Source organism: Paenibacillus sp. AN1007 (assembly GCF_040702995.1).
Taxonomy (GTDB): Bacteria; Bacillota; Bacilli; order Paenibacillales; family Paenibacillaceae; genus Paenibacillus.
In genome coordinates this window covers 2,389,731-2,416,374 of the sequence record NZ_CP159992.1, presented here as the reverse complement: position 1 = coordinate 2,416,374, position 26,644 = coordinate 2,389,731, and the positions used below count along the sequence as shown (strand labels likewise).

The 26,644-nt window shown below is 43.3% G+C and carries 18 protein-coding genes; 15 read left to right on the top strand and 3 right to left on the bottom strand.

The annotated features are described in order from the left end of the window. Window positions 1-150 precede the first annotated feature (150 nt). Together ABXS70_RS10795 and ABXS70_RS10790 are read left to right on the top strand one after the other, a co-directional pair. Entirely contained in the window at window positions 151-1,101 is a 951-nt protein-coding gene (locus ABXS70_RS10795; protein ID WP_342551222.1) for an alpha/beta hydrolase, read from the top strand. Between the two features lie 36 nt (window positions 1,102-1,137). Beyond that, window positions 1,138-3,861, top strand: coding sequence for a family 78 glycoside hydrolase catalytic domain (locus ABXS70_RS10790; protein WP_342551223.1), 2,724 nt, complete (start codon window positions 1,138-1,140; stop codon window positions 3,859-3,861). 128 nt (window positions 3,862-3,989) lie between these two features. Here the strand turns inward: ABXS70_RS10790 and ABXS70_RS10785 are convergent, their stop codons facing one another. Then, on the bottom strand, window positions 3,990-4,838 hold the full coding sequence (locus tag ABXS70_RS10785; RefSeq protein ID WP_366295717.1) for an oxidoreductase: 849 nt from the start codon (window positions 4,836-4,838) through the stop codon (window positions 3,990-3,992). Window positions 4,839-4,920: 82 nt separating this feature from the next. Further along, window positions 4,921-5,289: a MerR family transcriptional regulator gene (locus tag ABXS70_RS10780; protein WP_342551225.1), complete on the bottom strand. Its 369-nt coding sequence runs from the start codon at window positions 5,287-5,289 to the stop codon at window positions 4,921-4,923. Window positions 5,290-5,527: 238 nt separating this feature from the next. Between ABXS70_RS10780 and ABXS70_RS10775 the strand changes: the two genes are divergently transcribed. The 6 genes from ABXS70_RS10775 (at window position 5,528) to ABXS70_RS10750 (ending at window position 14,136) form a co-directional block, all read left to right on the top strand. Beyond that, window positions 5,528-8,338, top strand: coding sequence for a glycosyl hydrolase (locus ABXS70_RS10775; protein ID WP_366295714.1), 2,811 nt, complete (start codon window positions 5,528-5,530; stop codon window positions 8,336-8,338). Between the two features lie 321 nt (window positions 8,339-8,659). After that, window positions 8,660-9,520 (top strand): sugar phosphate isomerase/epimerase, encoded by an 861-nt coding sequence (locus ABXS70_RS10770; protein WP_366295712.1) that lies wholly within the window; start codon window positions 8,660-8,662, stop codon window positions 9,518-9,520. Beyond that, window positions 9,513-10,604: a Gfo/Idh/MocA family oxidoreductase gene (locus ABXS70_RS10765; RefSeq protein ID WP_366295710.1), complete on the top strand. Its 1,092-nt coding sequence runs from the start codon at window positions 9,513-9,515 to the stop codon at window positions 10,602-10,604. The genes ABXS70_RS10770 and ABXS70_RS10765 overlap by 8 nt, the downstream gene beginning before the upstream one ends. Before the next feature lie 40 nt (window positions 10,605-10,644). Further along, a complete protein-coding gene (locus ABXS70_RS10760) occupies window positions 10,645-11,730 on the top strand; it encodes a Gfo/Idh/MocA family oxidoreductase (protein WP_342551229.1) in 1,086 nt (361 codons plus the stop codon). Between the two features lie 297 nt (window positions 11,731-12,027). Continuing rightward, entirely contained in the window at window positions 12,028-13,260 is a 1,233-nt protein-coding gene (locus ABXS70_RS10755; protein ID WP_366295708.1) for a cytochrome P450, read from the top strand. 105 nt (window positions 13,261-13,365) lie between these two features. Continuing rightward, window positions 13,366-14,136 carry an SDR family oxidoreductase gene (locus tag ABXS70_RS10750; RefSeq protein WP_342551231.1) on the top strand — a complete coding sequence of 257 codons (771 nt, stop codon included), beginning with the start codon at window positions 13,366-13,368 and terminating at the stop codon, window positions 14,134-14,136. Between the two features lie 169 nt (window positions 14,137-14,305). Here the strand turns inward: ABXS70_RS10750 and ABXS70_RS10745 are convergent, their stop codons facing one another. Beyond that, window positions 14,306-15,538 (bottom strand): cytochrome P450, encoded by a 1,233-nt coding sequence (locus ABXS70_RS10745; RefSeq protein ID WP_342551232.1) that lies wholly within the window; start codon window positions 15,536-15,538, stop codon window positions 14,306-14,308. 425 nt (window positions 15,539-15,963) lie between these two features. Between ABXS70_RS10745 and ABXS70_RS10740 the strand changes: the two genes are divergently transcribed. The 7 genes from ABXS70_RS10740 to ABXS70_RS10710 all read left to right on the top strand — a co-directional run bounded on the left by ABXS70_RS10740 (window position 15,964) and on the right by ABXS70_RS10710 (window position 26,584). Continuing rightward, complete coding sequence (locus ABXS70_RS10740; RefSeq protein ID WP_366295705.1) at window positions 15,964-17,319, top strand: glycosyl hydrolase 53 family protein; 1,356 nt, start codon at window positions 15,964-15,966, stop codon at window positions 17,317-17,319. A gap of 217 nt (window positions 17,320-17,536) precedes the next feature. After that, the gene (locus ABXS70_RS10735) at window positions 17,537-19,267 is read left to right on the top strand and encodes a sensor histidine kinase (protein ID WP_366295703.1); all 1,731 of its coding nucleotides are present in this window, start codon (window positions 17,537-17,539) and stop codon (window positions 19,265-19,267) included. After that, window positions 19,260-20,855: a response regulator gene (locus ABXS70_RS10730; RefSeq protein WP_366295701.1), complete on the top strand. Its 1,596-nt coding sequence runs from the start codon at window positions 19,260-19,262 to the stop codon at window positions 20,853-20,855. Before ABXS70_RS10735 ends, ABXS70_RS10730 begins: the two co-directional genes overlap by 8 nt. A gap of 194 nt (window positions 20,856-21,049) precedes the next feature. Further along, the gene (locus ABXS70_RS10725) at window positions 21,050-22,339 is read left to right on the top strand and encodes an extracellular solute-binding protein (RefSeq protein WP_366295699.1); all 1,290 of its coding nucleotides are present in this window, start codon (window positions 21,050-21,052) and stop codon (window positions 22,337-22,339) included. 66 nt (window positions 22,340-22,405) lie between these two features. Then, window positions 22,406-23,326 carry a sugar ABC transporter permease gene (locus tag ABXS70_RS10720; RefSeq protein WP_366295697.1) on the top strand — a complete coding sequence of 307 codons (921 nt, stop codon included), beginning with the start codon at window positions 22,406-22,408 and terminating at the stop codon, window positions 23,324-23,326. Between the two features lie 2 nt (window positions 23,327-23,328). Continuing rightward, a complete protein-coding gene (locus tag ABXS70_RS10715) occupies window positions 23,329-24,150 on the top strand; it encodes a carbohydrate ABC transporter permease (RefSeq protein ID WP_342551238.1) in 822 nt (273 codons plus the stop codon). A 25-nt stretch (window positions 24,151-24,175) separates the two neighbouring features. Beyond that, window positions 24,176-26,584: an alpha-L-rhamnosidase C-terminal domain-containing protein gene (locus ABXS70_RS10710; protein ID WP_366295695.1), complete on the top strand. Its 2,409-nt coding sequence runs from the start codon at window positions 24,176-24,178 to the stop codon at window positions 26,582-26,584. Window positions 26,585-26,644: the final 60 nt, after the last annotated feature.

Genomic DNA, 26,644 nt, shown 5'->3' with positions numbered 1-26,644 from the left:
CAATAAACAATAATCTGAGCAATAAGTTTGAAATATAACAGCTAGTTCAGATTGAATTATTCGACCTTAAGAAATAGTTATATTCCGAACTAGATCTGTCCACTAAAATTTATATTGTTGCACCTCCATCACATACTAGGAGCGATTACTATGGATTTGCTAACACCATATATAGTAGAAGGAAATAACTCTTTCCCTGCCATGATTATCTGTCCAGGTGGTGCTTACTCCACAAGAGCATATCATGAAGGGGAGCCAGTCGCATTGTGGCTTAATCGTATAGGTATCTCGGCTTTTGTATTGAACTACAGAGTATCTCCACACCAACACCCTGCTCCGCTAGAGGATGCTCAGACAGCCATCCGTCTTGTTAGAGCAAACGCATCTGAATGGAATGTGGATCCAAAAAGGGTTGGCATCATGGGATTCTCCGCAGGAGGTCACCTTGCATCGACAGTAGGGACCCATTTTGATCTCGGAAATCCTCATTCGAATGATCCAATCCATCAGCAAAGCAGTCGTCCTGACCTCATGGTCCTTGGCTATCCAGTCATCACAATGAACGATGAATTTACCAGTAAAGGCAGTCGAGAAGCGCTTTTGGGAGAGCGGCAAACAGATCCCGATCTACTGAATCTGTTATCCAACGAAAAGCAAATTACTGCAGATACGCCGCCGGTGTTTTTATGGCATACGGTTGAAGATAACGGTGTACCTTTGGAAAACAGTCTCCTGTTCGCAAATGGTCTCCGTAAGCATAATATTCCGTTTGCACTACATCTGTTCGAAAGTGGCATGCATGGAATTGGCTTGGCAGAAGATCATCTTGAGGCGCAGCATTGGCCCGTTTTGTGCGAGGAATGGTTGAAGAAAAGAAGGTTTATTGCAACCAATGCCCAATGGGGATCATTTTCGACTTTGGGCGATATGTTGAGTAATGAGAAGGCTAGAGCAATATTGAATAAATACCTGCCCGAACTGGTACAGTCTCCGCACCTTGATTATACCAAAGGCTTTACTCTTAAAATGCTTTCTTCATTTCCTCATTCCCCTGTATCCCAAGAAATATTACAGTCAATTCACGCTGAATTGAAGCTTTAATATGCAGAAGAATAAAAAAAGAAAGGAGTTAAATAAATGCATGAATTATGGAATGGAACCATTAAGACGCCCTACCTTCAGTTTTATGCCGTATTTACAATCACTAAAGACAGCAGCGGGGCTGTTCAGCTTGTAGTAGAAACGGAACCGATGAATCTAAACCTTTCTTTTGAACAGGTTCGTTTGAATGAAAACGTACTTTCGGCAAAAGGAATAGATCCATCAGGTCAGTCTTATGACATCGAACTTACTTTTCAACATCAAACTTGTACTGGATCAATATCTTTACCATACATGGGAACAGTTCAGTTCTCAGGTGAAAAAGGGCGGGGGGCTTCCTTAAACGAGAAGCTTCAGAAATATGGTGAAACTTCTGTTCAGGAGAACCGGTACTGGAGAGGGAAATGGATATGGGATGTAAGGCAGCCGGAGGAGCAGGCAAATACTGAGCATCGCCTTGTGTATTTCAGAAAAAGCTTCCACATCGGTGAATCGATATCACCCAAATTAGTGATTAATATTTCTGCAGATAGCAGATACAGACTCTATGTTAACGGTACATCCGTTTCGATCGGCCCTTGTAAAGGCGATATGCATACTACATATTACGAATCCGTAGATGTAAGTGAATATCTTTTTCCAGGTAACAACGTACTCGCAGTAAAGGTGCTCCGTTATCCTGCGATGGAACCATTCAAAATTGGAGAGGGAGGCCCCATTTCCGTTTGGCGCTCACAGTCTGCTGGCCTGCTAATAGAGGCCTCTTTACGAGACGAAAACGGCACTGAGATAATGCCACTCCACTCTGATGCAAACTGGCGTACCTACCGTCATCAAGGATACAGACATGTATCCAAAGAGCTAATTCGTTGGATGGGAGGCGTAGAAGAAGTAGAAGGGAATGGCGCACCGCAAGGCTGGGAGTTCCCTTATTATGATGATTCTAGCTGGGAACATGCTGTCCCATTTGCCGAGACACGTGGATTCGCCGGGATCCTTAGTCCATGGAACTTGTTACCTCGACCCATACCATTTATGTACGAAGAAGAAAAACAATTTGTTGAAGTAACAAAAGCAACGGGTGTGGGAGTCGAAGAGGCTGAACAGTTTCTACAAAATACGCTTGATAACACATCATCGCTGCTAATCCCAAGCGGACATAAAATCCAGGTGGATTTAGATGCTGGAGAATTGACAACCGCTTATCTCAACATACGGATGCGCAATGGCCGAGGTGCTAAAGTGAGATTGATGGGCGCCGAGTGTTATGAACCTCACGAGAGCACTGAAATGCAGCGAAAAAAAGGAGATCGAGAAGATAACACCGGACAGTTAATGGGTGAATTCGATACCTATATTGCTGCAGGACAAGTAAATGAAAATGTAATGGATGAGGTATACGAGCCCTTCTGGTTCAGAACATTCCGTTACGTTCGTTTGGAAATTGAAACAGAAGATACACCACTTGAATTGCTGCAGTTGTCGTACCGAGAAACCGGATATCCATTAGAAGTAAAAGCTCAATTTGAATCTTCAGATCAAGAACTTAACAAGATATGGGATCTGAGCATTCGAACCTTACAACTTTGTATGCACGAAACTTATGAAGATTGTCCTTATTACGAACAGCTCCAGTATGCGATGGATAGTCGACTCATGATGTTGTTTACGTATAATGTTAGCGGCGATGACAGAATGGCAAGGAGAACCATAGACGATTTTTATCGATCCAGACAACCTTCCGGATTACTTCAAGCACGTTTTCCATCGGTAGAGCCTCAAGTCATTCCATCCTTTTCACTTTACTGGGTGGATATGATCTCAGAGCATTTTGAGTTTAATGGAGACCTGCAATTAGTGGAACAATATCGACCTGCCATCATTGAATTAATGGATTGGTTTTATACAAGATTAACGGATGACGGAATCGTTGGTGTAACTTCAAACCGATTCTGGACCTATTTCGATTGGGTTGATGCATGGCCGCTGGGTGCCCCGCCTGAGAGCGTGGATCGTCCCATGTTTTTGCTGAGTTTCATGTATGCAGCAGCGTTAAGGAAATCCGCAGCATTATTACATGCTGCAGGCTGGAGTCAAACTGCATCAACGATGGAATCGAGAGCAGAACAAGTGTGTAATGCCTTGAGAAAGCTTGCCTGGTCTGAAGAACGTCAGTTATTTCGCGATATGCCTGGGCTGGAGATATATAGTCAGCACACTCAGATTATATCGATCCTTGCAGGAGCAATCGAAGGAGAAGAAGCCCGACGACTGATGGAACGCACACTGGATGAGCCAATTCACCAGGTAACGCTGCCGTTCTCGTATTTAATGATTCAAGCTTTAAAGAAAGTGGGCCTACAGCATAAAATATTTGGACTGTGGGATCGCTGGCGTGTATTCACTTCACAAGGTTTGACGACACTTCCAGAGATGGAAGTGAATCCAAGAAGCGATTGTCATGCTTGGAGTGCAGTTCCGCTCGCTGAATTCCCAGCTACTATACTTGGTGTATCACCCGCCGATCCGGGATCAACTAGCATTAAAATCGAGCCGCACGTGGGGAAGTTAGAGTGGGCGAAGGGCAGTGTTGCAACAAAGCAAGGATTGGTTGAGATCGAATGGCGTATAAAGGAGCATCAATTTTTACTTCAAGCTAAATTGCCTATAGCAACTTCGGCTATAGTTAAGCTTCCAGATGGTACGGAGCATGCATTGCGTGGAGCAAAAACCTTCAGCTGCTTTATCTCTCAAGACTAAATCCAAACCAGACTATGCATTGAAATTAAAATCGTAAACAGCATGCGCTTTCTGACAAACAGCAAAATTTCACAAGGCTATCACATCAAAAAGTGATGCCCTGTGAAATTTTGTAATTCAAGATTTAATTATTTGTAATCTGCGTTTATCGTTGTTTCTTTCCATTGTTCTATACTGGCAAGCAGGCTGTTGAATTTATAGGTCGCTGTATCGTAGGCTTGTTGTCCCAGCAGCAAACGAAGAGGCGGTTCCGTTGTTTCCACCACTTTAATAACTGCATCGGCAGCCTTTGCAGGATCTCCATTTTCTTGACCAACACCGAGTTCGATCCCTTGCAGCATTTGTCCGACGATGGATTCTTTAAGCTCAGGGATGCTTGTCTCTGTTTTGACAGAAGAACGGCCAGCCCAATCTGTGCGAAAACCGCTTGGCTCTATTAAAGTCACATGAATATTAAAAGGTTTTAATTCTTGGGAGAGACTCTCGGATATGCCCTCAACAGCGTATTTTGTAGCGTGATAATAGCCCAGGGTCGGGAATGAAGCCAGACCGCCAATGGATGAGAAGTTTATAATGTGACCACTTTTTTGTGATCTCATATGTGGAAGAACAGCATTAGTTACATGCATGAGACCCCAGAAGTTAACCTCAAACATCTTACGGGTTTCTTCCTCTACGCTTTCCTCAACGGAGCTGAAATATCCGATACCTGCATTGTTCACAAGCACATCTATACGGTTAAACTTCTCAATCGTACGGTCAACCACATTGCGGATCTGATCTGGATTAGTCACGTCCAGTGAGAGAGCAATTACCTGATCCTCATGCCCGGCAACAAGATCTGTTACCTGCTGCACATTACGTGCGGTCACGACAACTTTATAACCTGCTTCAATCGCTTTCTGCGCGATGTGCCGCCCAAATCCTGTTGAACATCCAGTGATAAGCCAAACTTTTGATTCTGACAATGTAATCACTCCTTCAAGGTAATAACTTTACTCTACCTCTTAAAGTTAACTTGAAGTCAATACTCATTTTTGAAATAAGAATATTCATAGACTATGTCATCTTCTTATGCATTAAAATATCGTAAATCGCTATCTTCCGAATAATCTTTTCCAGATGGAACTGAGTCTGAGCCAGAGTACGTTCCACTTTGGTTTTATGCATAAGCAAAAATTGTTTTCTGGCATCTAGGGAAGGATCACCTTGGCGAATCAGCTCTGTATAAGTCTTAATGTCTTCAATAGACATTCCCGTATCTTTTAAAGCGATAACCAGTTCAAGCCACTCTAAAACCTCTTCTGAATATTCTCTTCTACCTGAAGCATTCCGTTCCACATGTGGTAAGATGCCTTCTTGTTCATAATAACGTAGGGTGGAGGGACGTAAACCTGTGATCTTCTCAATTTCACTAATACTGTACATATCAAGATGCTCCTTTAATAGTTAAAGTTAACTTGAAGTTAATTGTACTCTTTTCATGAAGCAAATGCGAATTTTTGACTTGCTTCCTCTCTATTCTAATTGATAACACAGATTAAGATCGCGTTATATGATGTTTGGTTTCCGTTACAGTTTCTCTAAATCAAAGTTCTTATAATGAATGTATAACAGTTTTGAAAAATTAAAGTTTCCCAATCTTCTCAATTAAGGAGTGTTTGAAATGAATACATGGAATCCAGCAGAATTCCAAACTACCTCCAAGCGCTATCGCCCGAAAATGAGGTGGTGGCTTCCCGGCGCATTCATGGACAAAGACGAGATTAAACGGGAGATCGAGTGGATGGCGGAGGCAGGCTACGGCGGTGCGGAAATCATCCATTTCTTCCCGATCCCTTCGGCAGATGTAAATCCAGCGGATTATGGCCGCTTCGTTTTCGGAAGTGATGAATGGAACAATCGGATGAAAGATGCGCTCGAAGCCGCCATTCCGCTTAACTTTCAGTTGGATTTCACTGTAGGACCGCTATGGCCGATCGCAACGCCCGCTGTCATGGACAAGAATGACGATCGCTGCACACATGGATTGCATATCGGGACGGCGGTAGTTGTAGGGACTTACAACGAAGCAATTCCTATCCCAGAGACGATCGATCCGTCACGTCCTTATAAACTTGTTGCTGTGACGGCTGCTCGGAGATACAGAGGCGAGTCCATAGGCGAAGTCGTAACGCTAGAACTGGAAACGGCGACCGATCTTACCTTCAGCGTTGACGACGGAAAGATAGAATGGACAGCTCCTCTTGACGGAGAATGGTGCTTGTTCGGCTTTTGGAGCCAAACGAACGGACAGATGAATGACTCGATCGGGGCTCCCGCGATCGATCACTTCTCGAAAGCTGCAGCCGATGCAGTTACGGGTTTCTGGGACAAACGCCTGTTTGCGGACCCTGAGATTCTTGCCTTATACGAGAAGAACGCCGGAAGCTTGTTCTGTGATTCCATTGAATTGAACGCAACCATGCTGGGCGGGATGTACGGTGCAGCGCCGATGCCCGTCGCGATCTGGTCTCCCGCCGTATTAGAGGAGTTCCGTATGCGTCGAGGCTATGATTTGACTGCTTATCTGCCTTCGATATTCGTCAAAGGTTTGTATCAGCTAGGTGCGGGCAATCGGACGGACGGAGACTCGGATTACGATTTTGCTGACCGCTCGGCAAACCTGCGCATCAGGAACGACTTCTTTCAAACCTTGACAGATATGTTCCGGGACAATCACCTACGGACAATAAGAAGGTGGGCAAACGGACATCATATGAAGCTTCGTTATCAAACATACGGCATGCCTACCGAGCTCTCCACGGGCCTTTACGAAGTTGACATCCCGGAGACGGAATCGCTCGGTTTCCATGATTCGACCGATGGTTACCGAATCCAATCGGGGGCAGTTCATCTATATGATCGCGAGATCTATTCGATTGAGGTAGGCGCTGTTATGGGTTATGGCTACAAGCAGACGTGGACCGGACAGGACTTCGGCCTTCTCTGGCAATTGCATCGAGGCTTTGCGGCTGGCGTCAACCAGGCGGTTCTTCACGGTATGTCCTACGATACTTCATCTGCTTCGGAACATTTCGAAGCGATGTTCAAATGGCCGGGTTTATCGCTCATGGGGTCGAGGTTCTCGAACGAATGGGGAGGACGCCAACCAAATTCCCTTCATGCAAGAGCCCTCACAGACTATATCGCGCGCACTCAATATCTGCTTCAACTTGGTAAGCCGAAGGTAGATCTGGCGATTTATCGTTATCATATTGATGGAATTCATGGCGCGATGGGAACGGAATTGACTTCTTATGAACAAGCCGGTTTCACGTATGACTTTGTAAGTCCTTGTTTGTTGGATTCACCGCGTGCCCAGATTGGTACATTCGAGGGGCAATCCGTACTGGCAGCAGACGGTCCGGCATATCGCGCTATCGTCGTAGATATGCGCAAGAAGTCGTTGACCGGAGACTGGATAGCGTCCGATCTCCCGATTGAAACAGCCAATCAACTGATCGCCTTCGCGGAGAGCGGACTACCTGTCGTGGTCGTTGGAGAAGCTCCGAATCATGCTGGTTCGTTCTTTGGCAGCAAGGACAAGATGAGAGCCAAAGACGTCGAGCTGTGCGATCAAATCGAGCATCTGTTAAACCTGCCGACGGTAAGAGCGGTTAAGACTCAAGAAGATGCGGTCGCGGCACTGGGCGAGCTTTCCGTCATTCCTGCTGTTCAAGTCCAGTGCGAGTCGCCTCTGTTGAATGCCCGTCGGTACGAAAACGGTATTTCCTTTTACTTCATCTACAATCCAAGTCAAGTGCAGGCATTCGAGGGAGAAGTGCAGTTCACAGGGACAGGGAATCCTTTCAAGCTGAACGCTTGGGATGGAACAATATGCCCGATGGCCGCTGTTCATACAGGCTCCGGTCAAACGACGGCGAAGCTGCGACTCGCTCCGAACGGAACTGCTTTGATCGCGGTTGCAGATGAATGGACAGAAGCGCTTCAGCGCGAGGAATATCGCGATATGATTGCGAAAGGTACGCGGATCATACCAGATCACTGGTCTCTCGTCGTGGACCGTTGGACTGCAGGCGCGCATCCGACGGAGACGAAGCTTGAAAGGATCGAGCTTGAACTTGACGAGCTGCGCTCCTGGACTCACATTCCGGTGCTTCGGCAAGTATCCGGAATTGGACGATATCGGACAAGTTTCCGCATTGAAGAGCGGAATGATACTTCCGCTGCCGTTATTTTAGAGATGGGTGAGGTGTCCGATACGTTCAGGGTCTTCGTTAATGGCCAAGAGATCCACGGTGTGGATCAGATCGGGCGTCATATTCCGATCGGAGAATACTTACGCTATGGAGAAGACAACGTGCTAGAGGTCGAAGTGGCTACTACGCTGAACAATGCGCTAAGCATTTTCGATCCTAACCGGCTGCCGCTAGATTGCGGCTTGATTGGTCCCGTTGGAATTGTATTATCTTGACAACCAGGAGAAACGCAATCGCATTTCGAAGGCGTTCCCGAACAAATAGGACGTTTTGCCGAACCTTTCAAGCTTTGGGGGAGGGGATGGTCATATTCCTCGCCTTGCAATCGAGTACGTGGATCTTCATCCGGCCCGAAAAGACGAGTATGGCAATCTGAAGCTGGATTTTGACGGTCTTCAACATCGAAGGATATGGAGCCGTCCTTCAAGCGTTATAAAGACATCGTAATTAAATCGTTGGGGTCCAGGCTCTTGGGGAGTTTGGCCCCATGATTAAGCTAAAGTATTGGGAAAAGATTAAAAGAGGAGGTCACTTTATTGTCTATTAAAATTGGTTTACAAATGTTTTCTGTTCGAAATAAATTCAATGAAGATCGAATTAAAACATTACAGGATTTATCAACAATTGGGTACAAGCACATTGAAATCCCAGTTGATTTTCAAAGCGATAGCGCTTTTAATATCAACTCTCTGTCTGCCAGTGATTTAAAACGAATGACTGAAACGGCAGGCATACAAGTAATTGGAACACATATTCCAGCCGAATTAAATGAGCAAGAACTCGATGTAATAATTTCTTATCACAAAGAGTTGGGGTGTAATAGAGCCATTATTCCTATGAGGCTGTTTCAAGGAGCTAATGACGCAATCGCTTTCAGTAAGCGATTAAATGAGTATGGAAAGAGACTTTGGACACACGGGATCCAGCTGTATTATCATAATCATTTTCAAGAATTTCAAAAGTTTGATGGGAAAACGGTATTTGAGATCCTATTAGAAAATACGAGTCCTGATTATTTGAAATTTGAATTAGATATCTATTGGGCTATTAGAGGAGGGGCAAATGTCGAGCAGTTGCTAAAACAACTTGGAACTCGATGTGAATTCATTCATATAAAAGATTTGCCTCATCCAATTAGCTCAATAAATATACTCGAAACATTAAACGAGGAAAAAGCGATAACTTTACATGATTTCATTCCATTGTTTAATTCTGATAATTTTGTAGAAATAGGACAAGGGAAGCTGGATATTAAGGAAATTATCAAATTAGTAAAAGAGCACACAGCCACTAAATATATCATTGTTGAGCAAGATGTTATATCGATAGATGAAATGAAAAGTGTTGAGATAAGCTTTAGCGCCTTATCCGATTTATTGGGTGTTGAGTATGAATAAATTAAATGTAGGTATTATTGGCTGCGGGGCAATTGCTATGGAAAAGCATCTACCAGCATTACTCAAACTGTCTGATAAGGTAGAGGTCAAAGGTTTTGCTAATAGAAATGAAGAAAAAGCAAAAAAAGCTGCTGATTCGGTAGGAAATGATAAAAAAGTTTATACCAATTATAAAGATATGCTGCAAGATCCTGAAATTGATGTCGTTCATATCTGTACACCGAATGCATTACACAGTTCAATGACTGTCGAGGCCTTAGAGGCAGGGAAGCATGTCATGTGTGAAAAGCCAATGGCCATGAATAGTCAAGAAGCTGAGGAAATGGTAAAAGCTGCTGAGCGTACAGGTAAAAAATTGACAATCGCATATCAGAATCGTTTCAGAAAAGATTCATTACTTTTGAAACAATCGTGTACTAATGGCGATCTGGGAGAAATTTATGTAGCTAAAGCGCACGCAATTCGACGTAGAGGTGTCCCAACGTGGGGAGTATTCCTAAATAAAGAAATGCAAGGAGGCGGTGCTCTTATTGATATTGGCACCCATGCACTTGATCTGACTCTATGGTTGATGAATAACTATGAAGTTGACAGTGTAACCGGCGTAGTACACAACAAATTAAGATATGAGAATAAAGCCAATCCTTTTGGCCCGTGGGATTCGGATCATTTTAACGTAGAAGAGTCAGCGTTCTCTTTTATCAAAATGAAGAATGGCGCATCCATTTATCTAGAATGTTCCTGGGCTCTGAACTCAGTAGATGAAAGAGAAGCAATGACTACGTTATCTGGAACAAAAGGAGGCGCCGAAATGCGCCGAAATACAGCCTTAGGTACAAATGAACTGATATTTAATACAGAAATGTATGGAAATCTCGTTAACACCCAGTTACAGAATGCAGCCGGTATATCGTATATATCACCCGTAGAAGAAACAGATGCTGATCGAGAAATGGCTCAATGGATCGACGCAATTCTTGAAGACAAAAATCCTGTGGTTGAACCAAGACAAGCACTAGTCGTCACTCAGATACTTGAAGCGATTTATCGTTCAGCGGAATTAAATGACACGATTAAATTTTAAATTGAAATTTGCCATTTCCATACGGAGAGGATGAGTTCTAATGAGTAAAGTTCTTAATGTAGGAATTATTGGTACGGGAGAACTTGCACAAGTCGTACACCTGCCTATCCTTAAAGAATTATCAGAACAATTCAAAGTAACCGCTCTATGTGATGTTTCGTATAATTCCCTCAAATATAACGGCGAAAAATTTGGTATTTCAAATCTCTATACAAATGTAGAGGATCTTGTTAATAACGAAGATATTGATGTTGTTTTCGTCTGTAACAGTAACGAATATCATGCAGATGCTGCTATAGCAGGTGCCAACGCAGGTAAACATGTCTTCATCGAAAAGCCTATGGTCCTGTCATTATCCGAAGCAGAAGCTGTGATCAAGGCGAAAAACAGAAATAATGTTCATGTTATGGTCGGTTATATGCGAAGATATGCTCCCGCATTTGAAGCTGCAGTTAAAGAAATAGGAGGGTTAGACCAGATTTTGTACGCAAGAGTACGAGATATTATTGGACCAAATGATTATTTCATAAGGCAATCTGGAGCGCACCCGAAAAAGTTTAATGATTTTCCTGAAGAATTAAATAAAGAACTGGCTGAAAAATCCAAAAAGTGGATTAGCGAAGTTCTTGGTGAGGGCGCTGATGAGACTACAGTTATGGTGTACTATTTCCTTACAGCGTTAGGGTCGCATGATCTTTCTGCCATGCGTGAGGCTTTGGGAATGCCGGAATCCGTATCCGGTTTTGCTATTAATAGTGGAGGCTTTATGAATGCCATTTTCAATTATCCTTCTTTCAATGTTGTTTATGAAACAGGCATGAATAACGTAGGTAAGTTTGATGCTCATCTGGAAGTGTACGGAAAGGATAAAACGGTTAGAGTAGAATTTGACACACCTTATATTCAAGGACTACCTGTTAAATTAATCGTATCAGAGACAGAAGAGGACCTGTACAAAGAAACGGTTATTCGCCATACGTATAAAGACCCTTATACGATTGAGCTGGAAGCACTTTATGATGCAATTGTTCACGATCAGGTCATAAAAACAACTCCAGAGGATTACCGTGATGACTTAATCATTTTTAATATGTTAATTGATTTCTACAAAAAGCAGAAGCAATAATTCCTGATTTAATAAATATCGATGTCTTTTGTGAATAACCTAAAAAGACAAACCAAGATCATTGATTGACCTTCGTTTGTCTTTTTTAATTCGTGAAACTCTCTTTACAGACTTTGTGTACTTTCTCTTTTAACTAATATCGTACACAAGTTATACAGTGGAGTGCAGGTTTAGAGACAAGAAAATGTTGAATTTCGTATTACTGGAATTAAACGAAGTAATTTGAAAGTAAATCCCTAAATATGATAGTCTTTATATTGTATTGATATTTTAACTATCATTTTAGGAGGCGTTACGATGTTTACCAATACAAATCAAGATCGTTCCAAGTCCAAAGTTGATTTCATGGATCATTCATTCATTCAGCAGCCTTTCCCGGTCTACGAAAAATTGCGTGCCGAAGAGCCTGTGCATCGACTTTTACTGCCGAGTGGGCATGCTGCCTGGATGGTTACCCGTTATGAGGATGCCGTCAACATTTTGCAGGATGGCCGCTTTGTAACCGGAGTTCTCGATAACTATAACAATGAAAACGAGGAGACACTTCCTCCGCATCAGGCGATTATTTCACGAAATCTGATCAGTGTTGGTCCTGAAGATCATCGTCGGCTTCGGCGGTTGATCCAGAAGGCATTTACTCCCCGTATGATTGAGAGACTTCGAGGACGAATTGTGGAAATAAGTGATCAATTGTTAGAACAGATTCAGGCAGGAGGCACTCGAGAGTTTGATTTGATCGAGGACTATGCCTTCCCTCTGCCCATTATCGTTATTTGTGAAATGCTAGGCGTTCCACTAGAGGATCAAGATAAATTCAGAGCCTGGTCCAACACCATTATGGAGAGTGTCAGCAACCCGCAGATGAGCCAGGAAAGCGATGAAGTAATGAAGGCTTTTGTCGATTACTTACAAGAACTGATCACGGAGCGGCGCAAACATCTTCAACAGGACCTCATCAGCGATCTCATCAGTATAGAGGAAGAAGGTGACAAACTAACGGAACAGGAGTTATATGCACTTGTTTTCGTACTCATCATTGCAGGGCATGAAACAACAGTGAATCTGATTGGGAACGGTATGCTGGCATTGCTGGAACATCCACAGCAAAAGCAGCTCCTTATGGATGATCCTGATCTGATTCAAGCAGCGGTTGAGGAAGTGCTGCGATTTAATGGACCAGCTGAAATAAACAATGTACGGTGGGCTGCAGAAGATGTGGAGTTTCAGGGAATACAAATCCGCCAAGGAGATATGATGCTTGTCGCGTTATCCTCAGCGAATCGGGATTCCAGTCATTATGAAGAACCCGATACGTTTGACATTACTCGCAAAGTCAATGACCACATTGCTTTTGGTAAAGGAATTCATTATTGTCTTGGCGCTCCACTTGCGAGACTTGAAGGCGAGATTGCGATCAATGCATTACTTCAACGGCTGCCGGAGATTCGGTTAAATACAGAACTGGAACTGCTGGAGTGGAGGCCAGGTATGATCATTCGGGGACTCAAAGCGTTCCCGGTCGCATACTAAATTCTGAACGTGCGCTTGATTATCAGCCAACTTCTAGAAGATGCCAGTTGAAACAGCAGCTTATAAGATCCAGCAAGCATCCAAAAAAGGCGGAGGGATTGAAGCATGGGAAAACTGAAGGGAAAGGTTGCCATTGTAACAGGTGCAGGAGGAGGTCTGGGCAGTTACATCTCCCTACGCCTGGCAGAAGAGGGCGCATCATTAATACTTACTGATATCAATGGCTCGTCATTAGAGGAAACCGCTGCACGTTGTGAACGTGCAGGGTTTTCGGTTCTTGCCAAGACTGCTGATTTGTCTGAGCCTAAGCAGGTCAAATTACTGGTTGAAGATACGATTAAGAAATTCAATACCATCGACATTCTAGTCAATTTAGCAATTGCTATTCGGACACCGCATTCCTTCTTGGAACATGAATTGGATACACTTGATGAGAGCTACCGAACAGGACTTATATCCACTTGGCTCATGATGAAGGAAAGTTACCCGTATTTAAAACAAGGTGGAGGAAAGATCATTAATTTTGGCTCAGGAGCAGGGTATGACGGGCTTGAGGGTTATGCCGCATATGCTGCCATTAAAGAAGGAATACGAGCGTTGTCGCGTGTTGTTGCCCGAGAATGGGGCAAGGAAAACATCAATGTGAATGTCGTAAATCCTGGAGCCCTCACGGATGGGATTCGCGCACATCTGGATGCACTGCCTGAAGATCAGCGTGACCCGCAGCTGCTGGGGTTCAAGCCCACGGCAATCGGTCGGTATGGAGACCCTTATGAAGATATCGCTCCGGTCGTTGCTTTTCTGGCAAGTGAAGATGCCAGACATATAACGGGTCAAACCTTTTTTGTCGATGGGGGCTCAATTATTAACGCATAAGAGAAGCCATTTGACAAACGGTAATTAAATTAACAAGTGAATTGAGAACTAACTAACATAAAATTCAAAACACGTCCTGATTAATTTCAATAAAATCCTCATACAAAAACGACCGTTCCCTCAGTGTTCAAAAGAGGGCCGGTCGCTTATTTTATTTATGGAAGAAAAATCAAATAATGCTCTTATCCAAAATTTTCAATTCTACGGGTAAAGTAAGCAGATTTTGTGTCCCTTTGTGTAAATGCAGTCCCGGATTAAAGGCTTCAGTTGGAACAATATCAGCAAAGGTTTCAACGAAGCACTCTAATGCTATTTGAGCTTCAAGACGCGCAAGAGGGGCTCCTAGACAAAAATGAGGGCCTTTACCAAAGCTAAGATGCTTGTTACTATTCTCTCGGTGTATATCAAACTTGTTTGGTTCAGGGAATTGCTCTGCATCATTATTCGCGGCTCCAAGCCATACAACAATGATATTACCTTTTTTCATAGGGACACCCAACACATCGCTATCCATGGTCAATACCCGATCTAGTGTGATGGGGAAGCGATAACGCAATGTTTCTTCAATGGCATTGGAGATAAGGCTGTGATTGGAGAGAATCTCCTGAAATATTCCTGGTTGTTCATATGCGAAAGTGTAGAACATGTTCCCAAGTAAATTGGTTGTTGTTTCATTGCCGGCAGCAAGCAGACCCAGGCTGAAGGTTACGACTTCCTCATCTGTAAGTTGTGTCCCTTCATACGCTGCAAGAGTTAGATCAGAAATAATATCCTTCTCAGGATTCTGACGTTTTGCTTTAACAATGGGAAGCAAATAATCATTGAACTCCGACTTCGCATGGTATTTTCTTTCGACTTGATCCGTTACGTTGTCATCTGAATTAGGGAAAAACAAAATATCGGACCAGTTCTTTATATAATGAAGATCTTGTCTTGGTGTGCCTAACAAATCAGAAATGACCGTGACAGGAAGAGGAACGGCAAGATCACGGATCATGTCGGGCTTTTTCATCTGCTTCATATTATCTATTAATTCTTTTGCAATGATCCTGATTCTTGGTTCCCACTCTTTTAGACTTCTTGGGGTAAATGCACTGGATACCAGCTTACGTATATCACGTTGAATAGGAGGATCGGTAGAATTGATATCTACACGTGTATTGACTGTTTTTGGAATAGGTGACACACTTCTTTTCCGTATACTTGAGAACAGCTTGAAGTCACTAAGCACCATATTCACGTCATCATAGCGAAATACGTTCCAGACGTTTTGTTTCTCATCATAATATATCGGATTATTGACAAGCATATCGTTGTACCACTCATAGGGATTCCATAATTGTTCAGGAGTTTGTAACTTTGATATCTCATGAATGACGATGCTGCTCTGTTCTGAGTTCATCTTTCCAACACCACCTCTGATTTTAATATGATAAACTTCGATTTGATATCAAAACTATCAACCTCAAAGAAACTCTATCACAAAAATACATAGAAATTCAAATAATATCCTTTTTAGTTATAAGCCAACCGAAAAATGCTCACAAATAGTTCGGGCTGATTCCGTTGCCCCATCGTACATAAAGGGCTTGCCCTTTCGTACTATTTTTTTTCTTTCTTTTTCGTTATCATGGGGGTACAGGTTGCTCGGTTTACAGCTCAAGGAATTCAGAAAAGTGAAAGGGGAAGGATTAGAATATGGCGAATAGGGATGATCTCTCGTCTCTGTAATTTTTGTTAACGAAGCACATATTAAACGATTTATTTCAGATTATACTTTAATTAAAATACTACCTAGCTTAGCTATAAAGGGAGACTTCTTTCATCATGAAGAAAATAAAGTATGTATTCAATCACATGAAAACAAGAACAAAGATCATGATTTCTTTACTTATCATTATTTTAATCATAGCAGGGATTATCGTAAGAAATTTATCAGTATATGTGGAAGATAAAGATTATGTACCTGCTGCCACTACAGAGAAGTTCCGTGCAGCGCTTTCGGTAAGCCCGTTTTCGGGAAATGAATTTAAGACGGGGAATACTACGTATACAGCAGGAGACGTTACTGCGAAAAGTCGAGAGGAATTAGAAAAGATCTATATTTCATCAGGGGCTACGGAAATGTACGCAAGAATTGCGACTAAACGATCTCCTACTGAAGATAATATCGTGAATGGTGAGGAAGACTCAAATGCAAATTTCCATACCTTGGAGCAGGGATTAGAGCTGGCTCACATGGCAGCCAAATTAAACATACCGTTGAACCCTGAAATTATGCTGGCTTACACATACATGGATATGGATCGGCAGCAAGCACCTAATTTCGAAGGATATCCCGAGATATATGCTTTGCAAAATGGAAAGCCTTGGGAAGAATTAACTTTGGGTGAAATGAACGTTGTCTTGGAAGCATACGGAAAATTTGTGGCAACCGAACTTTTGAAAACAGGCGTCAAAGTAGAGAACTGGAACATTGGTAACGAAGCAAACTATGGTTTTGCAGGGGTAAGCATTGGGTTGAAAACCGCAGTAAACGAAAAGTTGGAAAAAGTTCCGGGCTTTATGAGACATGTCTATTCTGTGATGGGAACCAATTGGTTGAAAAATAATATATGGAAATACAATGCAGTGCAGATGACTGCGGTAGCTAAAGGGATTAAAGAGGCGTACACGAGTTTAGGACTTGATTCAAGCAATGTTAAGTTTTCTACTCACATCGCCACGGTAGTAACAACAGTGAAAACAGCAGTCACATATTTCAAGACGTTAAAGGAAAATGGATTCCCTATTGATACTGCTGGAATTAGTTTTTATCCCAGCGCGCCAGGAGTGTACATCGACAAAATGGTTATGTATAAAAAAATAGTTACTGCCATTAACAAAGAGGTGGGTATACCTGTATTTATCGCAGAGTTTTCTTATCCTTCAGGTGAAGTGCAGGGCGCATATGCGGGATGGTCAAACACGATCAAGGGATATCCGCATAATGAAGAAGGACAAGCGGCAATCTATCATGATGTGGTTCAGTGGGGTAAAACACATGGGCTTATAGGTATCCGGTATTGGGCTCCAGATTACAGTGGGTGGGGAAGTATGTCCATGTTTGATTACTCGGATCATGGCGCTAAAGCCAAGAAAATATTAATGGATGCTATATCCGAAGAAAACAAATTGAAATAAAGATTAATTTTATCAGGTCTTTATAGAAAAGTCGCTTATAGCGGCTTTTTGTTTTTTCCAGTTGCTTAGCTAACTACATCCTGACATAGATACCTTGTTGCCGGGCTGCACCTTTTCGGCTATGCTACTTTTAAAGAACTGCTTGGTTGTTTAAATGAATCAGGTAAGGGCTGTTACTCTCTTTAAGAGCAGCATAGGAGGTATAGAAGAATCTGGCATGAGAAAATCCCTTTCCTATCTACCTGGATACAAATGGTTAAATCGTCGATGGAATAGTTGGAGTTTGACCAAGAAGCTGGTCCTGTTTTACTTGCCCTTATTTGTTCTCCCCTCTATCGTTGGACTAAGTCTCTTAGCCCAGAACTATAATGCTGCGATCCGTACCAACGCCGAGTCATATTCCGATTCGATTACGAGCCTGACTGTAGACAAACTGGAAGCAACCATAGAGACCTATAACAATGTGAGTCTGCACATTCTAACCTCAGATGAAATAGGAGCAATTCTGTCTGAACCGGTACATAACGAATTTGAAAAAATCGAACTGCAGCAGCAGCTGGAGCGAAGTGTGCTGCCGATCATTGGAGGACTAGACAGCAACCGTATCAAAGGATGTGTATTTATGACTGACAACACGACCTTTATCATCGGCCAAGATGAACAAGAGCCTTTAAGTGAGAAAGGAAAGTCAAATACGGTTACAGCCAACGGAGCACCTTATTGGGATTCTGTAAGGTCAGGTTATACTACAGATAATGATGTAAGTGCTTTCAGGTTAGGGCGTGTCATTAAAGATGAGAACTTCCGACCTATAGGATATTTTTATCTTATTGTTTCTTCTAATGTACTCAGGGACGTTCTTAGCTCTGCTATGGCAGGTTCCAATACTGCTTTTTTCCTTAACGGTCCGGATAGAGTGCTGCTTCAAGAACAAGTAATACAGGAAGATACCTTTTCTGAAGTTTTACGTCTTGAACAAAGTATTGATTACAATGAATGGACGCTTACAGCGGAGTATGCTCTAAATACCGTGTATGCCACCGTCTACCGAATGAGTGTTTTTGCAGCTTGGCTGGCCGGGGGAAGTCTGGTCCTTGGTTTGGCTGCCTCCTACCTGATTCGTACCGACATTGCTTTGCCGATCGCGAGGCTTCTTGCCAATATGCGGAGAGGATTGCGCGGGGAGAAGCCTAACTCCCTTACCAAATTCAGAGGGGCCAGAGAAATTACGCAGCTGAATGAAACCTTTATTTCTGTTATGTATGAAATCTACAATCTATTAGGTGAAGTAAAGGCCAGTGAAGAACGCAAACGGCAGGTGCAGTTAAAAGTGCTCCAAAATCAACTTTCTCCTCACTTCATCTACAATACGTTAAATACTATCCGGTGGATGGCCATGATACGAAAACAGGATCATATAAAAGAGATAGTTGATGCATTGAGCAATCTGTTGAGATACTCGATCAGAGACACCAATGAACTTGTTTCGCTTGAAAACGAAATTAACGTCATGCGTGAATTTGTCAAGATTCAACAAGTACGTCATCAAAACTTTATATTTCAGGTCGAACTGGAGGATGAGGTGAAACCGTATCGGCTGCTTAAATTTTTGATTCAGCCGCTCTTAGAAAATGCTATAGTTCATGGTTTGTCGTCTATTGATCATTCAGGACAGATTCGTCTGGAGGCAAAAGCAGAGAAAGGGATGCTTAGTATTCGGGTATGGGACAATGGCAGCGGAATAGATCAAGAGCGCTTATCTGAAATCCAGCAGGTTATGAGCAGCGGAACTGGAAGCCACATCGGATTATTGAGTGTGAAAGAGAGGATTGAAATGTTCTATGGTCCTGCCTACGGAATGAACATTACGAGTGAACGGGGAGCAGGCACTACTGTGGAATTAAAGCTTCCTATCTTGAAAGAAGGATGGCCAAACGAAAATGATTAAAATCGCGATTGTAGATGATGAATCCCTGGTTCGGGTTGGATTTCAAACTATTATTGACTGGCATGAAAATGGCTATGAAATACAAGGGGTTTATCGGAACGGCAAGGAGGCATGGGAGGCCTTTTCTACAGATGGTTACCCCGAAGTGCTGCTGACCGATATACGAATGCCTGAAATGGATGGTCTAGAATTGATAAGACGAATTAGAGAGACGGATAAAGAGATGATCATTTTAGTCCTGAGCAGCTATGAAGAGTTTGAATATACAAGAAGATCAATCCAATTGGGTGTGCAGGACTATATTCCAAAGCATCTGTTCGACCCAGATGAATTGATTTCAACACTGACCCGATTATCAGAGAGACTCTCCTCAAAGGTTCGCGCTAGACAGAGCCGGGCCAATGCCATGGATGAAGAAAGGCAGCGACTGATGGCACAATCCAGAATACTTCCGGGTATTGTTGCTTTTGCGGCGGATTTCTCTCACAAAGAGTACCCTGTGCTTACAGACCTTTTGAAAGAAGCTGCTTTCGTTTGTTGGGTTGCTATTCGTATTTGGTCAACGGATAACTCAGGCAACGATGATGACCAGACTGCCTTGGGCTTTCTCCTGCAAGATCTTATGAATAAAACGACTCATGCAATTCCTCTAGGGTTTGATCAAGGCTTTTTTCACGGCTTACTCTTTAGTCGAGAAACAAATTCGGAAGAAACAACGATGATGGCCGGTCTGGTAAAAGAATGGATGGACACAGTGAAGCAGAATCTTGCCATTACAGTATCAGCCGGTATGTCTGATCATCTGATCTTTCAGAAGTGTAAAGTGATAAGAAACCAAGCAGAGCAAATGATTGACCGATCCTTTTTCAATGGGCCAGGCTTGTACCGCTTTGATGCGAGTCTAAATGTTGTTCAGGAGCAGCTAGACATAAAGTTTCAACAATGGCAGCAGCAATTTATAAGCATATTGAAATCAGCTTCAGAGGAAGAAATGGCGAAGTGGCTGGACGCCGTAGGCAGCGAACTAGAGACACGTTATTCTCCCTATACTGCGTTCCGTTTGGTCCAGTGTATGCTTAAAATTTATCAAAATGATCCATCGAACATGAATATGCTGATTGATACAGAGAAGTCCGATTTTATGACCCTCCCCTTTTATTCAGTGGATTCCATCCGAACATGGGACGAATTAAAGTCCTGCTTTTTACAGATGATTAAACGGTTCAATGACTTATCCGCCACCGCTAGGATGAAATCGCAAACATGGCTGGAGCCGGTTTTTCGTTATGTAGAAGCACATTTCGCCCAAAGCATTCGGCTTGAGGATGCCGCAGGCTTAGTGAATTTAAACATTCATTATTTCAGTCATCGATTTAGCCGGGAAATGGGGATGACGTTTCTTGAATACCTGACCCAGGTTCGTATCCGTAAATCTGTAGATCTCATGAAGCGATACTCGCTTTCTGCTGAAGAGGTAGCTTCCCGTGTGGGATATCCAAACTCGAATTATTTCGTGAAGGTGTTTAAAAAAGTTACCGGAATGACCGTTTCTGAATTCAGAAACTCGACTGGCTTCTCAACTAAATAAATGGAATGTTCATCTAATAATATGGAATGACGATCAACCGGGACATCACTGTTCCGGTTTTTTGCCCTAAATCAAATGCAACTATCGAATAATGTGGAATCATAAACAAAAACTTGTTCATGGAAACGCTTTATTTTGTGAACTATGATTATTACATGCTTACAAACCGTTAGACACGAAGGGAGAAATAAAAAATGAAAAAGGGGTTATTCAGAAAAGTACTTCTTGCAGTGACAGGTGTCTCCGTCTTGCTGTTGGCAGCATGTGGCGACAACACAAACAGCTCTTCACCCGATCAAGGCAGCAAAGCCGGAACTGAAAAACAAGTGGAATTAACCGTGTGGGGAGACCAGTCTAACCAATCATCGTTTGAGTCGGGATTTACCGCAATCAATCAAGCATTTGAAGAAGAACATCCGAATATCAAATTAAACTTTCAATTCTCAGGGTCAGAGACAGCGATCGATACGGCTGTTAAGAGCAACTCGCTGCCGGATGTGTTCTATGTTCAAGGAAACAAGACGCCTAAAATGAAGCTGTATGTGCAGAGCGGTGCATTGCTTGATCTGGATGATTACGGACTCGATACCAGCCGTTTCGGGGAAGACCTCATGGAATACGCAAAGGTGGACGGAAAACTATATTCCTCGCCTCCGGCCTTTATGGACTCTCAGTTGATTTATTATAATAAGGACATTTTTGAAAAGGAAGGTTTGCAGGCTCCGGCAACGTTAGATGAGTTCGTGACGTTGGTCGCGGCATTAAAGGATAAGGGAATCACACCTTTCAGCGTTCCCGGTAAAGCTGAATTCGAACGGGCCTGGCTTGCCTTTGCGCTAATGCCTGCTGCCGCTGAGGAAGCATTAAGCAAGATTAATGAGGGGACTGGTTCTTTCAAAGACCCAAGCATAATCAAGGTATTCCAAACGATCAGAGAGTTCGCCGACAAAGGTTATTTCACCAAGGATTTGGCCTCTGTAGACAATGCCGGAGCCCAGTTGGCATTTACTAACGGCAGGACAGCAATGATGGCAGATGGTACCTGGAATGATCCAACCTTCGTAGGCGCTGGAATAAACCTCGGCAGATTTTATATCCCGACAGGATCTGGTGAACGCATTGCTCCGCAAAGCTTCAGTAATGCGACCACTTTTGCCGTATCTGCTGGAACCAAGCATCCGGAAGAAGCGGTCGAATATGTAAAGTTTCTGTCCAGCCAAAAAGCTCAACAGCTGTTTGAGGATGAAACAGGTATGGTGCCGGCCCTGCAGGATATCACGCCTAGAGATGAGGGAGTCAAAGAATTGAGTGCGTTTGATTCCCTGGGTCATAATATTTATTCCGTATTAACGAACATATCAACAGAAGAGATCAAGTTGAATGATATCTTCCTTCAGCAAGTAATGCCGCAACTGTTGACCTCTCATATTGATGGTCAGCAAGCTGCAGACATGCTGGAAGAAGCGCTGCTCCGCACAAAATAATCAGAACGATTTTTGGACGGTTAAGCCGAGCTGCTTAACCGTCCAAATCATTTGGAGGCGATCTAGGTGTTGCAGTGGCTTAGAAAGAAACCTTATTTGTGGTTCATATTGCCCGGTTTTATTCTGTATTCTATTTTCGTGATCTATCCCATTTTCTCAGCTGCCCAGCTTAGTCTGTTTCAGTCAAACGGTTTTAGTGAGAAGGTGTTTGTAGGCTTTGATAATTATATTGAATTGTTCACTAATTCGGAATTAAAACGGCAGTTCTTAAATGCGCTTAAGAACAATGTGATATTGGTCGTGCTTAACGTCGGACTACTGATTCCTATACAGCTTTATTTTGCCTATGTCATTTATACACGTGTAAAAGGCTACCGTTTTTTTCAAACAATGATCTTTGCTCCACAGTTTATTACCACTAGCGTTATCGTATTTCTGGCTACACTTGTTTTTGACCAGAATATCGGTATTTTCAATGAATTTCTCCAGCTAATCGGGTTAGGAGAACATGCTCGAAATTGGTTAGGGGTTCCGGGCTACGAGGTCCTTACCTTGTTCATTATGAATGCTTGGGCCGGTGTAGGCTTCAGTATGATCTACTTCGTGGCAGCCATGAAGATGCTGTCCGACGAAGTGATGGAAGCTTCTTATTTGGACGGAGCCGGCTACTGGAGACGGTTCTTCTCGGTCATTATACCGCAGATCCGTTCCAGTATTGTAAATATTGCTATGATCAGTTATATCGCTGCCATGACCTTATTTGATTTCAGCTATTTGCTGGGAGGGGTGAGCGGCGGTATTAACAATTCGATGGATGTGATGACACTGTTTTTCTACAGAATTACTTTCGGAACGACCGGCGCAATGGGAGGAACGGTAAGCACAAACTCCGTAGGTATGGGGACTACCATTGCCGTCGTAATGTTTGCCATCATCTTTGTGGTTGCTTTGATTCAGCTAAGATTCACTTATAAGGAGGAGAAATGATCATGGCTGATGTCAAAAAGCTGTATGTAACGAAGCTGATCCTCTGGGTGTACTCTTCCTTCACCTTACTCATCCTTGGGTATCTTACATGGAACTCATTTCGCACCAAGCAGGATGTACTGTCAAATACACTGGGCTGGCCCAAGTCCTTTACATTGGAATCCTATGTCAAAGTTTTTCGCAACGAGCATTTCGGCGTCAATATCTGGAACAGCGTATTTATCCTCATGATGACAATCATCATCATTGTAGCCTTAGCCTCCATGGTTGCTTATGGTTTAGGTCGTTACTCTTTTAAGTTTAAGCAAGGTGTAATGCTGTATTTTTTGATCGGTCTCATGTTCCCTGTCCAGCTCGGTGTGGTTCCCGTATTTCTGATTATCAAGAATCTTGGACTGATTAATTCTCCGTGGAGTGTAATTCTGGTGTTATCAGCGGGATTATCAATGGCTGTACTGATGCTCACGAATTTCTTTGCCGGCTTGCCGGACGCTCTGGCCGAATCCGCACGAATAGACGGCGCCGGAGAATGGAGAATTTTTTACCGAATTATGTTTCCGCTTGCTTCACCAGTAATCGTCAGTCTGTGCATTATATTGTCCGTTAATATCTGGAACCAATTTTTCCTGCCGTTAATTATGCTTCAAGACGACGCAGTCAAGACAATACCGCTGGCAGTTATGAAGTATACATCCAATATTCTGCTCAATATGGATAAAGCATTGGCAACTTCCGTCATTGCAACCATTCCGGTTCTCATATTATTTTTCATCTTTTCGGAACGAATTATTTCAGGAGTCGCTTCAGGAAGTGTAAAAGAGTAATCGATCTGCAAAAAGGAGGTCACTTATGAGTCCTGATTGGGAAGAAGAGGCAAGCTGGATATGGCACCCTCATTGGAAGGAAGAAAATGAAGCTAAGGGAGGAGGATTTGTCTATTTTAGAAAAACATTTGAACTTCGAAAAGGCAGGCATAACTGTGCGCTTCGTATTTCAGCTGACAGCCGTTATTTGCTTTATGTCAATGGTATACCCGTAAGCCGGGGACCTTGCAAAGGCGACCGGTTCACGTGGCATTATGAGGAAGTTGAGATTGGAGAATACCTGAAAGAAGGCATAAACGTTTTTGCTGCTCAGGTGCTGCGTTATCCTTATACAGGCGGTGGAAATCAGTCTGTATGGCGTACGCGGCTTGCCGGGCTGTATGTGCATGCTGTCATCAGAGATGAGCAGAATACTCAGGCTGCAGCTGCACATACCGATGAATCCTGGGAATGTATGAAGGATGAGGCGATTACTTTATCTCAAGGCGTATATACGCAATTTCTCGGAATTTCGGAAGCCGTTGACGGATTCAAGCGTCCTTTTGGATGGACAGAAGCAGGCTATGTTCCAGAAAAGTGGGAGAAGGCCTCCCGATATGTATTCGATATCGTTCATGGGGAACTAAAACCGTGGGAGTTAAGAAAACGTCCCATTCCTCCTCTCTATGAAACTGAACGCCGGTTTGTTGGTATTTCCCGACTCTCGGAAAAAGGAAGCAAGCCTGATTGGTTAAAACTGGTGACGTATGACCGCTCGTTAACGATCGCACCTCATTCAGTTATAACGATAGATTTTGACGCCGGAGAGCTGACTACAGGTTACCTTGAGATGGATTTGTCCGGAGGTCAAGGGAGTGAAATTAAGCTGTTGTGTGCCGAATGTTATGAGAATCCGCCCATATCAGTCCCTTGGATACGCGACAAAGGGGATCGGACGGACAGTACAAATGGAGATTTATATGGTGATTTGGATATTTATAGACCTAGTGGCATGGAACAGGAAAGCGGAGAATTTATAGAGAAATATGAACCATTCTGGTTCCGGACATTCCGCTATGTCAGAGTTGAAATCAGGACAGGAGAAGCACCATTAACGCTTCGTAAATTTTCTTATAGAGAAACAGGTTACCCGCTTGATGTCATCGCCCAATATCGTTCTTCAGATCCTCAAGAAACTGCTTTATGGGATATTAGCGTCAGAACGCTTAAACGATGCATGCATGAAACATACGAAGATTGTCCGTATTATGAGCAGCTTCAATATGTGATGGATACCCGCTCCCAAATCCAGTTCACCTATATTCTATCTGGCGATGACAGGCTTGCCCGCAAAACTTTATTTGATTTTTACAGTTCCTTGCTTCCGGAGGGATTAACACAGTCCCGATATCCTAGTGTATCAACCCAAGTCATACCAGGCTTTTCATTATATTGGATTTACATGCTGCATGACCACATGATGTTTGTGGGAGACCGGAAACTTGTTGAGCAATACCTGCCTGGTGTAGATGCCATACTCGGTTATTTCTATCGGCAGATTGAGACAAGCGGTCTGATCGGTAAGATGAACCCTCGGTATTGGTCCTTTGTAGACTGGGCTGATAAATGGAAGGAAGAATATGGCGTCCCTGACGCAGCCCGCCAAGGCCCGCTGACGGTTTATTGTCTAATGTATACTTACGCACTGCAAAGAGCTGCTGAGCTTGCTGCTTTTACTGATAGAAGGAGCGTTGCGAAGGAGTATCTTGATCGAGCCGAACGCATGCAGCTAGCTGTTAAGGAAAACTGCATGTCGATCAGCCGCCCTGGCAGTCTTACCGACGGCCCCGGACTGGAGCTTTTCAGCCAACATGTCCAAATTTGGGCTGTGTTAAGTGGAACGTTGACAGGAAGAGAGGCCAGGCATGCAATCCTTCACTCGATCGAATGCCCGGACTTCGTACCCTGTTCATTCGCGATGTCCATCTACCAGTTCCGTGCGCTTTCTTTAGTTGGTTTGTACGATAAAGTATATGATTTACTGGCTCCATGGCGGCAAATGGCGTGTGAAGGGCTAACAACGTGGATGGAAGATACTGTAAGCAAGCGCAGCGATGCTCACGCTTGGGGCTCCGTGCCTATTTATGAATATACAACAGAAACGTTAGGGATTCAGCCCTCTGCCCCAGGCTGCGAGAAGATAAAAATAAGTCCGCAAATCGGCCGCCTTTCCCACGCTGAAGGGTGTGCAATGACCTCTAAAGGCATGGTTTCCGTACAATGGCAGCTTGTCGATTCTACATTTCGCATGCATGCCGCTTGGCCAGAGCAAATCTCATGCACGATTGTTTTGCCGAATGGTCAAATAGTAAGAGGAGAAGAGAACGGCGAATTCAGCATCGTAATGAATTGGCAGAATCCATCATCGGAATCTGAAATGAAGGAGCGCTTATGACTGTATCAGAATGAATTTACTCATGCCTTGCTTGGTGTACAAGGTACTATGCCTAGGTGA

What these genes read in the sequence shown, in the direction of transcription:
- ABXS70_RS10795 (WP_342551222.1), top strand. Translation starts at nt 151, where the DNA reads ATGGATTTGCTAACACCATATATAGTAGAAGGAAATAACTCTTTCCCT.
- ABXS70_RS10790 (WP_342551223.1), top strand. Translation starts at nt 1,138, where the DNA reads ATGCATGAATTATGGAATGGAACCATTAAGACGCCCTACCTTCAGTTT.
- ABXS70_RS10780 (WP_342551225.1), bottom strand. Translation starts at nt 5,289, where the DNA reads ATGTACAGTATTAGTGAAATTGAGAAGATCACAGGTTTACGTCCCTCC.
- ABXS70_RS10775 (WP_366295714.1), top strand. Translation starts at nt 5,528, where the DNA reads ATGAATACATGGAATCCAGCAGAATTCCAAACTACCTCCAAGCGCTAT.
- ABXS70_RS10765 (WP_366295710.1), top strand. Translation starts at nt 9,513, where the DNA reads ATGAATAAATTAAATGTAGGTATTATTGGCTGCGGGGCAATTGCTATG.
- ABXS70_RS10760 (WP_342551229.1), top strand. Translation starts at nt 10,645, where the DNA reads ATGAGTAAAGTTCTTAATGTAGGAATTATTGGTACGGGAGAACTTGCA.
- ABXS70_RS10755 (WP_366295708.1), top strand. Translation starts at nt 12,028, where the DNA reads ATGTTTACCAATACAAATCAAGATCGTTCCAAGTCCAAAGTTGATTTC.
- ABXS70_RS10750 (WP_342551231.1), top strand. Translation starts at nt 13,366, where the DNA reads ATGGGAAAACTGAAGGGAAAGGTTGCCATTGTAACAGGTGCAGGAGGA.
- ABXS70_RS10745 (WP_342551232.1), bottom strand. Translation starts at nt 15,538, where the DNA reads ATGAACTCAGAACAGAGCAGCATCGTCATTCATGAGATATCAAAGTTA.
- ABXS70_RS10740 (WP_366295705.1), top strand. Translation starts at nt 15,964, where the DNA reads ATGAAGAAAATAAAGTATGTATTCAATCACATGAAAACAAGAACAAAG.
- ABXS70_RS10735 (WP_366295703.1), top strand. Translation starts at nt 17,537, where the DNA reads ATGAGAAAATCCCTTTCCTATCTACCTGGATACAAATGGTTAAATCGT.
- ABXS70_RS10730 (WP_366295701.1), top strand. Translation starts at nt 19,260, where the DNA reads ATGATTAAAATCGCGATTGTAGATGATGAATCCCTGGTTCGGGTTGGA.
- ABXS70_RS10725 (WP_366295699.1), top strand. Translation starts at nt 21,050, where the DNA reads ATGAAAAAGGGGTTATTCAGAAAAGTACTTCTTGCAGTGACAGGTGTC.
- ABXS70_RS10715 (WP_342551238.1), top strand. Translation starts at nt 23,329, where the DNA reads ATGGCTGATGTCAAAAAGCTGTATGTAACGAAGCTGATCCTCTGGGTG.
- ABXS70_RS10710 (WP_366295695.1), top strand. Translation starts at nt 24,176, where the DNA reads ATGAGTCCTGATTGGGAAGAAGAGGCAAGCTGGATATGGCACCCTCAT.